The organism is Clostridiales bacterium, assembly GCA_025757645.1.
Lineage (GTDB): Bacteria > Bacillota > Clostridia > Oscillospirales > Oscillospiraceae > CAG-103.
Genome location: CP107216.1, coordinates 1,518,326 through 1,531,579, shown reverse-complemented (window position 1 = coordinate 1,531,579; position 13,254 = coordinate 1,518,326). Strand labels below are relative to the sequence as shown.

The following is a 13,254-nucleotide window of genomic DNA, read 5'->3' as shown; positions in this document are numbered from 1 at the left end:
ATCGCGCATATATCCAAGCATTTTTGTCGGGTTTTCATAAACCGGAATGTCAAATCATACAAAGTCTGTTGTTGAATGCGAAAAATTTTAAGGGGGCTTGCACATGAGAGACTTGAAACACCTGATCGCATTTGAAAACCTGCTCCAGGAGGCCAACAACGAGTTGGTCCGGCAAGGAAAGGCAGACGGCAAGAGAGCACTGGGTTACACCTGCTACTTCATGCCGGAAGTTCTGCTTGACCTGCCCGGCTGCTTTGCAGTCCGTCTGAGAGCGCCGAAATGCACTTCTCCGGACATGGCTACATATTACATGTCCAGCCGTACCTGCCATTACGGCCGCAGCCTCTTCGAGCGTGCGCTCGAAGGCGGCTACAACTTCCTGGACGCTGATTTCGGCACCGAGACCTGCACGGTCACCTGCCGCTTCCAGGAGCACCTTGGCTACATGGACGTCATCCAGAATCCGGACTTCTTCGTGACGTTCACCGACGTGCCGTTCAAGAGAAACCAGAACAGCATCGAGCATTATGAAGGCCAGCTGCAGGCCCACGTCCTCGATCCGCTGCACGAGAAATTCGGCATCGACATCTCCGACGAGGCCCTCATGAAGGCCATTGACCTGCACAACGAGATCAGCGCGGTCATCAACGAGATCGGCGATTACCGCAAGCTCGATAACCCGACCATCACGGGCTATGAGTTCCAGGTCATCCAGCTCTGCTCGCTGGTCTGCCCGAAGGAACTGATCCTCCCGATGCTCAAGGAAACGGCCAAAGAGCTCAAGACCCGCAAGCCCGACAAGAAGAGTCCATTCCGCTGCAAGGTCGTTCTGGCCGGCTCCGAGAACGACGACCCCGAGTTCACCAAGCTGATCGAAGGCTGTGGCGCCGAAGTCGTCTGCGACCGTCACTGCTACGGTGCTGTGGAGTCCCGCGCTCCCATCGTGGTCAAGGACGGCGAGAAGCCGCTGACCGCGATCGCCCGCCACTATCTCGAGACCAGCAACTGCCCGCGCTTCATGCCGCAGGATATCATGCGCGAGCGCAAGCAGCGTCTGGCCGACCTCGCCAAGGAATACAAGGCTGACGGTATCATCGTTGCCTCCAACAAGTTCTGCGAATACTGGAGCTACGAGCGCACGATCGACACCATCGTCATGCCGCGTGACTTTGGCTACCCGGTCTGCTCCATCGAAAAGGAATACATCAACGGCGCCTCCGGCCAGCTGCGTACCCGCTTCCAGGCCTTCGTCGAGAGCATCGAAATCAAGAAGATTCAGGAGGGCAAATAATGAAATACGATATGAAAGCACTTGCCCATGATTTCTGGTACGGCAAGCCCCATCAGGAGCGCCGTCTGGGCGATCTCTACATTGACAAGACCGGTCTGTACAAGCACAGAGAGTGGCGTGGCTTCCCCGACACCATGTACTACTTCTATAACATCTGGCTGTACAACTACGCGCACATGGTCATGGACGTTGTCCGCTACGGCGGCCTTATCAACTTTGCCAAGGGCGTGTGGCGCTACCGCTGGGTCGGCCAGACCTACCTGCCGGTTCTGCACTGGTTCGACCGCGGCATGGAAGGCATGCGTGGCGAGGGCCTGAAGGCCTCCGCGTGGCACTACCGCGGCATGGTCAACGCGACCATCTTCCAGTTCCAGCGCATGTTCTCCTCCGACGCCAACCTCCGCGGCGGCAAGAAGAACTACAGATGGCATCACAACGTTGCCCACAACGAGACCGTCTGGGGCGGCGTGTTCTATCCCTGGCACGGCAAGCTGACGAACGTCCCGATGGAGATGATCCCGTACTTCGTCACCTGCCACGTCAACAGCCACACCGTTCTCAACTACATCGACGCGGTGCAGTCCATCGGCCTGCCGGGCGATCCGTGCCCGATGTGCCAGGCGGAAGCCGGCCTGTTCGTCCTCGACGACATGCCCGATTACGCGCCGATCGTTGTCACCTCCAACGAGGCCTGCGACGCTTCCGTCGCCACCTCCATCCTGCAGGACTGGTTCCTCGACAAGCCGCTGTTCGCCATGCCGCAGCCGATGCAGTTTGACGATCCGCTGCTCAAGAAGCATTGCCGCGACGAGATCGAGCAGTGCTGGAAGTTTGTCGAAGAGCAGACCGGCATCCCGTTTGACTGGAATTCCCTGGTCAAGTGCATCGAGTCCCAGAACGAGCTGATGAAGTTCGAGTGGGAGAAGTGGGATGTCGCCGCCAAGACCAACTACTACCCGGTCAACGGCGTTGCGCAGGCTCTGTACCGTATCTACCAGTCTCAGTTCGGCGATCTGCCGGTCTGGCATGAGGTCGACGGCCACGTCCGCAAGATCCTCAATAAGTGCGTCAAAAAGAAGATCAACAGCTTCCCGGAGACCCGCCACAGAGTGCTGGCATGGTCCTGCGCGCCGCTGTACTACTCCAACTGGTGCACCTGGGCGTATAACTGCTGGGGTCTGAACACCGTCATGAACATGGACTCTCTGATGTTCAACATGACCATCCGCACCGACAGCTATGACCACTGCCTGGACGACATGGCACAGTATCACATGTGGGCTCCGATGCGCCGTATGGCCGTCGGCGGCCTGCACCACATCTTTGAGTGCTGGAAGTACATGGAGGAGTTCAACTGCGACATGGTCATGATGTACGATCAGCTGCAGTGCAAGGGCATGCAGGGTGTGCACGGCCTGTTCGAGGACGAGTTCCGTGATAGAAACATCCATGCTATCTGGATGCCGCACGCGCTGCCTGACAGCCGCACCGTGTCCCGCATGGAGATCCGTCAGATCATCAACGACTACATGACAACCGTCATGCACGAGGAAGCCCTCGACCCGACCCTGCTCGAGTTCGACGACTCCATGACTTGGTAATTAGAAGGAGGAAACGAAATGAAAGCAAAAATTCTGAAAGCTCTTCTCATGGCGCTTGGCGTCAACGCCGCGCTGTTTGCCGTTTTCTTCTTTGACCTCGACGGCAAGCTGCTGTTCTACGTGGTCGAGCCTACCCTCAAAAAGCATTACGACAACATGCCGCGCCGCGACATGACCAAGATGCCGTATGAGATGAACAAGCCGAACTACGAGTACAACGTCTGATCACCTTATAATCTAAAAACATAGATATAACAGGAGGAGAAGTAATACTATGAAATACTTTGGCGGATGCGACGTAGGTTCCACCTACACGAAGGCAGTTATTCTCGACGAGAACGGCAAAATGTGCGCCGACACGACGATCCGCAGCAAGATCAATGCGGAGCAGTCCGCGATCGCGGCGATGGAAGAAGTCTGCGGCAAGGTCGGCCTGAAGGACTCCAAGGAGCTCGCTTACCTCATCGGCACCGGCTACGGCCGCAACAAGGTCCCGTTCGCCGACGAGAACATCTCCGAGATCTCCTGCCACGCCATGGGCGTGCACGTCACGAATCCGGAAGTCCGCGCCATCATCGATATCGGCGGCCAGGACGTCAAGGGCATCAGCATCGACACCGACGGCACGGTCAAGAGCTTCGCGATGAACGATAAGTGCTCCGCCGGTACCGGCCGCTTCTTCGAGGCCATGGCCCGCTCCTTCGAGATGAGCCTGCCGGAATTCTCGAACCTGTCCCTGACGGCGAAGAACGTCATCCCGATCACGGCGCAGTGCACCGTTTTCGCGGAGTCCGAAGTCATCACCCTCGTGGGCGAAGGCAAGCCGACCGACGAGATCGCCGCCGGCATCGAGATGGCCGTCGCCAAGCGCTGCTTCGTCATGGCCAAGAAGGCCGGCGCCACCGACAGCATCACGCTGACGGGCGGCTGCGCGAAGAACGCCGGCCTGAAGCAGGCCATCGAGCACGTGCTGAAGTTCAAAGTCGTTGAGCTGAAGACCGACCCGCAGCTGATGGGCGCTCTGGGTGCTGCCGAGTACGCTCGCCAGAAGGGTCTCGCCAAGAAGTAATCGCTTCTGAGATTACCCCAAAAGAGGGAGAACCACCCGGTTCTCCCTCTTCTTTTTTTGCCAGAGCGCAAAGTGCACGGTTTATGCGAAAAAAATATAAAAAAATTCATCGTTTTTGCAAGAAGTATTTGCTTTTACGATCAGATTAGTTTAATATATGTACGTCATCAAGACAGTTGACCGGCGTATGGAAGAGAGCACGCCGGCCAAAGCCCAAAATATTAGGAGTGAGGAAAACCATGGATAACCTATTCTGGATCGGCTTCGTCGGAGCCGCGCTCGCCCTGATTTTCGCCTACCTGCAGAAGTGCAAAGTTATGAAGTGCTCTGAAGGCGACGAGAAGATGGTCAAGATCGCTTCTTCGATCCGCGCCGGTGCCAACGCCTACCTGAAGCAGCAGTATTCCACTGTTGCAAAAGTGTTTGCAGTCGTATTTGTCATCCTGCTGATCATCGCCTTTGCTTCCAAGGGCCAGATGCTTTCCAGAGTGACGCCGTTTGCGTTCCTGACCGGTGGCATCTGGTCGATGCTCGCTGGCCTGATCGGCATGAAGATCGCCACTGCCGCCAATGCCCGCACGGCCAATGCCGCGCATGAGAGCCTGAACCACGGCCTGAACGTTGCCTTCTCTTCCGGCACGGTCATGGGCTTCACGGTTGTCGGCCTCGGCATTCTGGACATCACGCTCTGGTTTATCGGCCTGCGCTACATTGGCAAGATCACCGATCCCACCGTGCTTGCCAACATCATGGTCATGAACGGCATGGGCGCTTCCTTCATGGCGCTGTTTGCCCGTGTCGGCGGCGGTATCTACACCAAGGCTGCTGACGTCGGCGCCGACCTCGTCGGTAAAGTCGAAGCCGGTATTCCGGAAGATGACCCGCGTAACCCCGCGACCATCGCGGACAACGTCGGCGATAACGTCGGCGACGTTGCCGGTATGGGCGCTGACCTGTACGAGTCCTATGTCGGCTCCATCCTTGCCACCTTCGCGCTGAGCGCCGCCGCCAACTATGGCTGGAGCGGCATGCTGCTGCCCGTTGCGCTGGCTGTCTGCGGCATTGTCTGCTCGCTGATTGGCTCCTTCCTCATCAAGACGAAGGAAGACGCTACCCAGATGTCCCTGCTCAAGAGCCTGCGCACCGGCACCTACACGGCTGCTGCCCTCTCCGCTGTGCTCGCCCTGCCCCTGTCCTACCTCATTCTCGGACCCGAGCAGCACTGCTGGGGCGTTTACGTCGCCATCCTCTGCGGCCTCATCGGCGGCTGCGCCATCGGCTACTTCACCGAGTACTACACCTCTGACAACTACAAGCCCACCCAGCAGCTGGCCGCGGCTTCCGAGACCGGCTCCGCTACGATCATCATCGGCGGTATCTCCCTGGGCCTGAAGTCGACCATGGCTTCCATTCTGATTGTCTCCGTCGCCATCCTGCTCAGCTACTTCTGCGCAGGCGGCACCACCACGATCATCGATGCCAGCGGTGCGTTCACTGCTGAGTTCAACCAGGGCCTGTACGGCATCGGCATTGCCGCTGTCGGCATGCTCTCCACCCTCGGCATCACCCTTGCGACCGACGCTTACGGCCCCGTGGCCGACAACGCCGGCGGCATTGCCGAGATGTCCGGCCTGCCGGAAGAAGTTCGCGACCGCACCGACGCCCTCGATTCCCTTGGCAACACCACTGCTGCCACCGGCAAGGGCTTTGCGATCGGCTCTGCTTCCCTGACCGCTCTGGCGCTGCTCGTGTCCTACGTCAACATCGTGCAGACCCGCACGCCCGAGACCCTCAACTTCACGCTGACGAGCCCGTCCGTTCTGGTCGGCCTGTTCATCGGCGCGATGCTTACCTTCGTTTTCTCCGCACTGACCATGAGCGCTGTGCAGACCGCTGCGCAGTCCATCGTCGTGGAAGTGCGCCGTCAGTTCCGCGAGATCGTCGGCATCATGGACTACAAGGCAGACCCGGATTACGCGGCCTGCGTCAGCCTGTGCACCAAGGGCGCTCTGCATGAGATGGTCGCTCCGGCGCTGCTGGCTGTTGTCGTCCCGATCGTCACCGGCCTGATCCTTGGACCCACCGGCGTTGTCGGCCTGCTCGGCGGCGTGTCCGTCACTGGCTTTGCAATGGCCGTGTTCATGTCCAACGCAGGCGGCGCCTGGGATAACGCAAAGAAGTATATCGAGCGCGGCAACCACGGCGGCAAGGGCAGCCCCCAGCACAAGGCGGCTGTCGTTGGCGATACTGTCGGCGACCCGTTCAAGGATACTTCCGGCCCGTCCCTGAACATCCTCATCAAGCTCTGCTCCACGGTCTCCATCGTGTTTGCTGGCCTGATCATTGCGTTCAACCTCATGAACGTGCTGTAAATCCAGATATGGAAAAGCCCGTTGGCAGTTTGCCAACGGGCTTTTTGAGCCTGTCGGAAAAACTCTCCGGGTTTTTCCGACAAAGGGCTTGCAGTCTGCTGCGCGCATAATTTGTGTGCCGGTTGCACACAAATTCCACACTTGCAGCCTGAGAAGCATTTTCTCTCACGCACATGTCTCGAGAGGAAATGATTGCAATGCTTTGCCGCCTGCGGGCGGCAAACTCTGCGAGGCTTTTTTCGCCTGTGTCATACGATCTGAAACAGATAGAACTTCAAATAATCCGTCTCCGGCACGTTCCAGAGGATCGGATGATCCGGCCCCTGCTGCCGTGCCTCGATCTGCCGCAGGGAGACCTGCGCGTCCTTGGCGGCGTCCGCCAGCATGGCGCGGAAACGATCGTCCGTCATGAAGTGCGAGCACGAGCACGTGGCCAGATAGCCGCCGCGCGGCAGGATGCGCATGGCTTTGAGATTGATCTCCTTATAGCCGCGGATGGCGTTCGCCACGGTCGCGCTGCTCTTGGTGAAGGCCGGCGGGTCAAGGATGATATAATCATATGCCCCGCGCTTTTGCTCGGCCAGCTTCGTGAGCAGATCGAACACATCGGCGCAGAGATACTCCACGCGATCCTGCAGGCCGTTGAGCGCTGCATTGTGCCGCGCGGTCGTGAGCGCATCTTCCGATACATCCACCGACAAGACGGATGCCGCGCCTGCCGCTGCGCAGTTGAGCCCGAAAGCCCCGGTGTGCGTGAAGCAGTCGAGCACATGCTTGCCCTGTGCGAGCTGCGCTGCTGCGCGGCGGTTATACTTCTGATCGAGGAAAAACCCGGTTTTCTGTCCATGGATATAATCCACGTCGTACAGGATGCCGTTTTCCCGGATCGTCACGTGTCCGTCCAGATCCGTCCGAAGACCGTCGAGCGTCACAAAGCCTGTCCCCTGTTCCATGCCTTCTTTCTGCCGGAGCTTGACATCATTGCGCTCGTAGATCGCGTCGATCTGCGCACCGTCTGCGTGCAGCGTCTGCAGCAGGAGCGCGAATAGCTGCTGCTTTCGCAGCTCCATGCCCAGCGAGAGCACCTGTGCGACCAGGATCTGGCCGAAGCGATCGACCGTCAGCCCCGGGAAACCGTCCGCCTCGCCGAAAATCAGGCGGCAGTTGTCGAAATTCTGCCCAATGACCGTGCGGCGGTAATCGACCGCGTACCGAATGCGCCGCGCCCAGAATGCCTCGTCAAAGCGATCATTCGCGTTGCGCGAGAGCACGCGCACGCGGATCTTGGACGCGCTGTTATAAAACCCGACGCCGAGCCAGTGGCCGCTGCGCGTGGTCACATCCACGATCTGCCCGTCGACGCAGGCAGCGTCTGCCTGCAGCACTTCGTCTGCATAGACCCACGGGTGGCCGCTGCGCAGGCTGCGCGCTGCCTTGTCCGTGATCTGAATTTTCGGATAATTTCGTTCCATGGCATCGTCACTCCCAATGTAATCGCCCTATTGTACCCCGAACACGCCGCGCGGACAAGAGCGAAATGCGATATTTACATTTTCCGACCGGTCGTTTATAATATTAACATTAGTCTGTTTTGAAAAGGTGACGCCATGAAGCTCTCCAAATCCGGTATTTTTCTGATCGTTGTGCTCGTAATCGCCATCGGGCTCGGCGTCTGGGTCGCAATCATGACCTGCGACGTTCTGGCGAAGGACCCCATCACAATGCCTGACCGCGGCAGTGCAGCCGGTACGCCGCGTCCAGTGCAAAACGCCGACAAGCCAAAGGAGCCGGACACGTTTGTCATCTCCATGGTCGGCGACTGCACGCTTGCCTCGATCCAGACCGGGCGCGATTTTGACAGCTATATTGATAAAAACGGGACGTCCTGGCCATTTTCCGGCGTGGTAGACTACCTGGATCAGGACGAATTCACCCTTGCAAACCTCGAGTGCACGTTTTCGGATGAAAAGCTCAAGTCCTCTTCCCTGTTCTATTTCCGCGGCCCGTCGTCCTATGCGGATATCCTGGTGCAGGGCAGCGTGGAATGCGTCACACTCGGCAACAACCACACGGACGACTTCGGCGCCAAAGGCGTCGCGGACACAAAGGCCGCGCTCGACGCTGTTGGCGTTCCGTGGGCAGCCGCCGGAGAATCCAAGGTGATCACGACCGAGCATGGACTGAAGATCGGCATCTACTGTCCGGGGTGGACCGGCCTGAGCAAAAGCAACATCACCACCGGGATCCAGAAACTCAAGGAAGCCGGCGCGGACATTCTGATCTTCGCCCCGCACTGGGGCACGGAGGGCAGCTACAAGGTGACTGCAAATCAGGAATCCTTTGCGCACGCGGCCATTGACGCGGGCGCGCACATCGTTTTCGGCACGCACCCGCATGTCCTGCAGAAGATGGAAGCCTACAACGGCGGCTATATCTTCTACAGTCTCGGCAACTTCAGCTTCGGCGGCAACACCGCTCCGCGCGACGTGGACACGGCGATCGCACAGGTGACTGTAAAAAAAGACGGCGACAGCTGGGCCGTCGACGGTTACGATCTCATCCCCTGCCGTCTGTCGAGCACGGACGGCAAGAATGACTACCGCCCGCGCCCGTACAAAGAGGACGAAGAGGGCTATGCGCGTGCACTCGGCAAGCTCGACGGCTCCTGGACCGGCAGCGACCTGAGCGTGGACTACTCGTTCATGTACCGCTGATACATAAAAGTATGCAAAACGGCCATCCGCCGATCGGCGGATGGCCGTTACTTTTTCAGTCCTGCGGCAGCGGGATCTTGCCCTTGAGCAGCACCTTGCCAAAACAGCAGATGGTAATGCCGGATGAGGCGCTGATCGTCACATCCGCATCCTTGCGCGCACGGTTGAGGGAGAACAGATACACATTGCCGAGGTAGTCCTGGCAGTACTGCTTGCACTTCATATCGCCGTCCACGAAAAACAGACCGATGTCCCCATCGTAGATCGTGGCGCCGCGTTTGACGAGCACGATGGAATCGTCATGGATGTACGGCTCCATACTGTCGCCGGTGATGCGCACCGCGAAATCCGCCTCCGAATCCGCCGCGACGGCATAATCCTCATAGTCGTCCCCGAAGGCCGGCGAGGCATAGCCGGCTGCGGCCGGTGTCATATACAGCGGGATGATCTTCTGCTGCTCCGGCTGCTGCTCGGAAGCCTGCATGCGCGCGCACTCGGCATCCAGCAGCTGCAGCGTCACGAGCCGGCCGTGCGCATCCAGACGGCGCAGCTTCCAGAGCGTCTCCCACTCCTCGGGCGTCGGCTGGTCGGTGCTGCCGGTGCCGCAGAATGTCTCCAGCGGGACATGCAACGCATCGCAGATACGCAGCAGCAGTTCAAAATCGATCTTCATATTGTCGCGCCGGATGATACTGTAGAGCGTCTGCGCGGGCACATGGATCTGCCGCGCAAACTCGTTGACCTTGATCTCGCGTTCATCCAGCAGTTTTTTGAGCGTGGTTCCGATCATGCTGAACACCCCTTTGCCTCATCATATCGAATTTCTCGTTCTATGTCAAGAAATAAAAACAACCGTGTAAATTATGAAAACGAAAATTTTCGCCGGAATTCGTGGAAACGGTTTACTTTGCTATGAAAATGTGCTTAAATATGATGAGAAGTAATAGATGATTTTGTTCATCATTACCTGCAAAATAAGGAGGAAATTTAGAAATGGTACAGTTTTCCAGCAGAATGAGTCAGCTGAAGGGTTCCGCGATCCGTGAGCTCCTCGCTCTGGCCAACAAGCCGGAAGTGCTCTCGTTTGCCGGCGGCATGCCCGCGCCCGAGCTCTTCCCCGTTTACAAAATCAAGGCCGCGACCGACGCTGTCCTCGATGAGCAGGGCAGAGTCGCGCTCCAGTACTCCAGCACCAACGGCTTTGAGCACTTCCGTCAGCAGATCGCCGATCGCATGGAAGCGAAGCTCAACATCAAGACCAGCGCGGACAACATTCTCGTGACCTCCGGCTCTCAGCAGGGTCTGGATTACTCGGCACGTGTTTTCTGCGACAAGGGCGATGTCGTCATCATTGAGAGCCCGTCCTACCTCGGCGCCCTGAATGCTTTCAAGGCCTGCGAGCCGAACTTTGTCGCCATCCCCACCGACGGCGACGGCATGATCATGGAAGAGCTTGAGAAAGTGCTCGCCACGACCGAGAACGTCAAGATGATCTACGTCATCCCCGACTTCCAGAACCCGTCCGGCCGCACCTGGCCGCTCGAGCGCCGCAAGCAGTTCATGGACATCATCAATAAGTACGAGATCCCCGTCGTTGAGGATAACCCCTATGGCGAGCTCCGCTTTGAAGGCGAGTACCTGCCCGCGCTCAAGAGCATGGACACCAAGGGCCTCGTTGTTTTCCTGGGCACCTTCTCCAAGATCCTGGCGCCCGGCTACCGTCTGGGCTGGGTCTGCGCCGACGGCGAGATCCTCCAGAAGTACAACTTCCTCGCGCAGGCCGCGTCTCTGCAGGCTTCCACCGAGGCGCAGCTCGTTGTCTCCAAGTTCATCGACATGTTCGACCTCGACGAGCACGTTGCCACCATCAAAGAGTGCTACCGCAAGCGCCGTGACGTCATGATGGCGACCATGGAGCGCGAGTTCCCGCCTGAGGCGAAGTTCACCCACCCCAACGGCGGCCTGTTCACCTGGGTCGAGCTGCCGGAGTACATCAACACCAACGAGATGGCAAAGCAGTGCCTGGCGCGCAACGTCGCGTACGTTCCGGGCGACGGCTTCTTCCCGGACGCCGGCCACAATAACTGCATCCGCCTGAACTACTCCTGCATGCCCGAAGAGAAGATCGAAAAGGGCATGACCATTCTGGGCGAGGTCATCAAGGCCAACCTCAAGAAGTAATTTCCTGCATGGAAAAGACCGCGTTCTTCGGAACGCGGTCTTTTTTTATCTCATTTTCCGTGCAGAACGTGCGCATAAAGAAACGCCGCCACGCCGTCGTGATCGTTGGTATCGGTCACGCAGCCGCAGACCGCGCGCACCTCGGGCGCGGCATTGCCCATGGCAACGCTCGTGCCGGCAGCGCGCAGCATGCGCAGATCGTTGGAGCTGTCGCCGAAGGCAATGGTGTCTGCGGCCGGAATGCCCAGATGCTGCGCGAGCGCGAGCAGCGCCCTGCCCTTGTCCGCGTCGGCGGCGTTGAGTTCCAGATTGTTGCGGAAGGACGACGTGACCAGGATCTCCGGGAACGCCGCCGCGATCTCTGCCCGGGCCGTCTCGCGCTCGGCCATATCCCGAAAGCAGAGCTGCACCTTCTGCACCGGCTGGCCGTTTTCACGCAGGAACGCCTTCAGATCATCCACCGGTGCGCGGGTGGTCCGCAGGAGCGTGACCACTTCCTCATCGGAATTATAGTAGCGCACCCGCTCCAGAAACGACCGATCGACCCAACCGGTGTCATTCCAATAGCAGTCATACATCGCGTCATAACGTCCGACAAAATCGAGCAGGCGCAGGCAGGTATCGAGCGCGATCTCCGCGCGCAGGACCGCTTGTCCGGTGCGCGTATCCGACACTTTCGCGCCATTGATCGTAATGGCATAGTGCACGAACGGAAACGCCATCACCTGCTCCGGGATCGCCCGCAGGGCGCGCCCGGTCGCTGGAGCGATCACGTTCCCCTGCGCGGCTGCAAGCGAAAGCGCAGCGGCATTTCTTTCTGAAACGACCTTGCCCGAATTGAGCAGGGTCCCGTCCAGATCCAAAGCGATCAGCTTCATAAGCACCTCCTGAAACAAGAAAATCCTGTGTTCAAAGAACACAGGATTTTGCTGGTGGAGACTAATGGGCTCGAACCATCGACCTCATGCGTGTGAAGCATGCGCTCTAACCAGCTGAGCTAAGCCTCCAAATGGTGACCCGTACGGGACTCGAACCCATGTTACCGCCGTGAAAGGGCGGTGTCTTAACCACTTGACCAACGGGCCTAAGATGGGATGCTGCGGGTGCAGCATCCCCCTGGTAGCGGCACCTGGATTCGAACCGGGGACACTTCGGGTATGAACCGAATGCTCTGGCCAACTGAGCTATGCCGCCATGTTGTTCGCGCCTCGCCAACTGCCAGACGCAAGGAGCATTGTACCAAACAATGCTCCTGTTGTCAATAAGTTTTGCGGCGAATTTTTAATTTTTTTGCGGCAGATAGTCAAGCGGCGACACGCTCTGACCGGAGGCCGCGACCGACAGATGCAGGTGGCTCTCCTGTGCCGACTCGCAGCCGGCGGAATCGCCGACCGAGCCGATGGTATCCCCTACGGAAACCTGATCGCCGACATTTACCGTCGGGATCGTTTCCAGGTTGGCGTACGTGCACCGCAGGCCGTCCTCCCGCTCGGTCACAACAGTCGTGCCATACAGATCGTCATAATACACCTTCGTGACCGTGCCGGACGCCATGGCCGAGACAACTGTGCCGTATTTGGCCTCGATGTCAATGCCGTCATGCGTGCGCCAGTCCGACATGGTCTCGTCGTAGGTCAGCGCCGTCATGGCATACGGCCGCAGCACAGCGCCGTCTACCGGCCAGACATACTTGTCCTGCGCCGCCGTCTCAGCGGCGTCCTCGGCCGGAATTTCCGGCTCCGGTGTCATCTCCGGTGTCATCTCCGGTGTGGGTTCCGCCGTCTCCGGCGCAGGGATCGTCGGCGCAGGCGTCACTTCCAGCAACGTGTTCTGATCGTGTTCGCTGTCCATAGTCTTCGTACCCGACAGCAGTGACCAGGCGGAAACGCCGATCACCGCTGCGCACAGGACGAGGGCTATGTAGAAGCCCTTGCCTTCGATGAAGCGTACGGATCTCTTCTCCGGTTTTTTGTCCTTGTTCGGTTCCATCGTGTTTCCCTCCAAGAAAAAAGGTGTTTGCATGGGT

Annotated in this window: 11 protein-coding genes and 3 tRNA genes; 7 read left to right on the top strand and 7 right to left on the bottom strand. The window is 58.6% G+C overall.

The window, feature by feature from the left end; genetic code table 11:
- Positions 1–103: 103 nt before the first annotated feature.
- The 5 genes from OGM61_07305 (at position 104) to OGM61_07285 (ending at position 6,333) form a co-directional block, all read left to right on the top strand.
- Complete coding sequence (locus OGM61_07305; protein ID UYI83664.1) at positions 104–1,291, top strand: 2-hydroxyacyl-CoA dehydratase family protein; 1,188 nt, start codon at positions 104–106, stop codon at positions 1,289–1,291.
- The gene (locus OGM61_07300; GenBank protein ID UYI83663.1) at positions 1,291–2,892 is read left to right on the top strand and encodes a 2-hydroxyacyl-CoA dehydratase family protein; all 1,602 of its coding nucleotides are present in this window, start codon (positions 1,291–1,293) and stop codon (positions 2,890–2,892) included. Before OGM61_07305 ends, OGM61_07300 begins: the two co-directional genes overlap by 1 nt.
- A gap of 18 nt (positions 2,893–2,910) precedes the next feature.
- A complete protein-coding gene (locus OGM61_07295) occupies positions 2,911–3,117 on the top strand; it encodes a hypothetical protein (protein ID UYI83662.1) in 207 nt (68 codons plus the stop codon).
- Between the two features lie 49 nt (positions 3,118–3,166).
- Positions 3,167–3,961 (top strand): acyl-CoA dehydratase activase, encoded by a 795-nt coding sequence (locus OGM61_07290; GenBank protein UYI83661.1) that lies wholly within the window; start codon positions 3,167–3,169, stop codon positions 3,959–3,961.
- Positions 3,962–4,200: 239 nt separating this feature from the next.
- On the top strand, positions 4,201–6,333 hold the full coding sequence (locus OGM61_07285) for a sodium-translocating pyrophosphatase (protein ID UYI83660.1): 2,133 nt from the start codon (positions 4,201–4,203) through the stop codon (positions 6,331–6,333).
- Positions 6,334–6,581: 248 nt separating this feature from the next.
- Here OGM61_07285 and OGM61_07280 read toward each other — a convergent pair whose 3' ends face one another.
- Positions 6,582–7,805, bottom strand: coding sequence for a class I SAM-dependent rRNA methyltransferase (locus tag OGM61_07280; GenBank protein UYI83659.1), 1,224 nt, complete (start codon positions 7,803–7,805; stop codon positions 6,582–6,584).
- Between the two features lie 135 nt (positions 7,806–7,940).
- Here OGM61_07280 and OGM61_07275 point away from each other — a divergent pair, with 135 nt between their 5' ends.
- The gene (locus OGM61_07275; GenBank protein UYI83658.1) at positions 7,941–9,047 is read left to right on the top strand and encodes a CapA family protein; all 1,107 of its coding nucleotides are present in this window, start codon (positions 7,941–7,943) and stop codon (positions 9,045–9,047) included.
- Between the two features lie 55 nt (positions 9,048–9,102).
- Here the strand turns inward: OGM61_07275 and OGM61_07270 are convergent, their stop codons facing one another.
- Complete coding sequence (locus tag OGM61_07270) at positions 9,103–9,837, bottom strand: helix-turn-helix domain-containing protein (protein UYI83657.1); 735 nt, start codon at positions 9,835–9,837, stop codon at positions 9,103–9,105.
- A 224-nt stretch (positions 9,838–10,061) separates the two neighbouring features.
- Here OGM61_07270 and OGM61_07265 point away from each other — a divergent pair, with 224 nt between their 5' ends.
- Positions 10,062–11,228 (top strand): PLP-dependent aminotransferase family protein, encoded by a 1,167-nt coding sequence (locus OGM61_07265; GenBank protein ID UYI83656.1) that lies wholly within the window; start codon positions 10,062–10,064, stop codon positions 11,226–11,228.
- A 50-nt stretch (positions 11,229–11,278) separates the two neighbouring features.
- Here OGM61_07265 and OGM61_07260 read toward each other — a convergent pair whose 3' ends face one another.
- The 5 genes from OGM61_07260 to OGM61_07240 form a co-directional block, all read right to left on the bottom strand.
- Positions 11,279–12,106 (bottom strand): Cof-type HAD-IIB family hydrolase, encoded by an 828-nt coding sequence (locus tag OGM61_07260; GenBank protein ID UYI83655.1) that lies wholly within the window; start codon positions 12,104–12,106, stop codon positions 11,279–11,281.
- Between the two features lie 52 nt (positions 12,107–12,158).
- Positions 12,159–12,235: transfer RNA gene (locus OGM61_07255), tRNA-Val, on the bottom strand.
- Between the two features lie 3 nt (positions 12,236–12,238).
- Positions 12,239–12,313, bottom strand: a tRNA-Glu gene (locus OGM61_07250).
- A gap of 32 nt (positions 12,314–12,345) precedes the next feature.
- A tRNA-Met gene (locus tag OGM61_07245) sits at positions 12,346–12,422 on the bottom strand.
- An 87-nt stretch (positions 12,423–12,509) separates the two neighbouring features.
- The gene (locus OGM61_07240; protein UYI83654.1) at positions 12,510–13,217 is read right to left on the bottom strand and encodes a peptidoglycan DD-metalloendopeptidase family protein; all 708 of its coding nucleotides are present in this window, start codon (positions 13,215–13,217) and stop codon (positions 12,510–12,512) included.
- Positions 13,218–13,254: the final 37 nt, after the last annotated feature.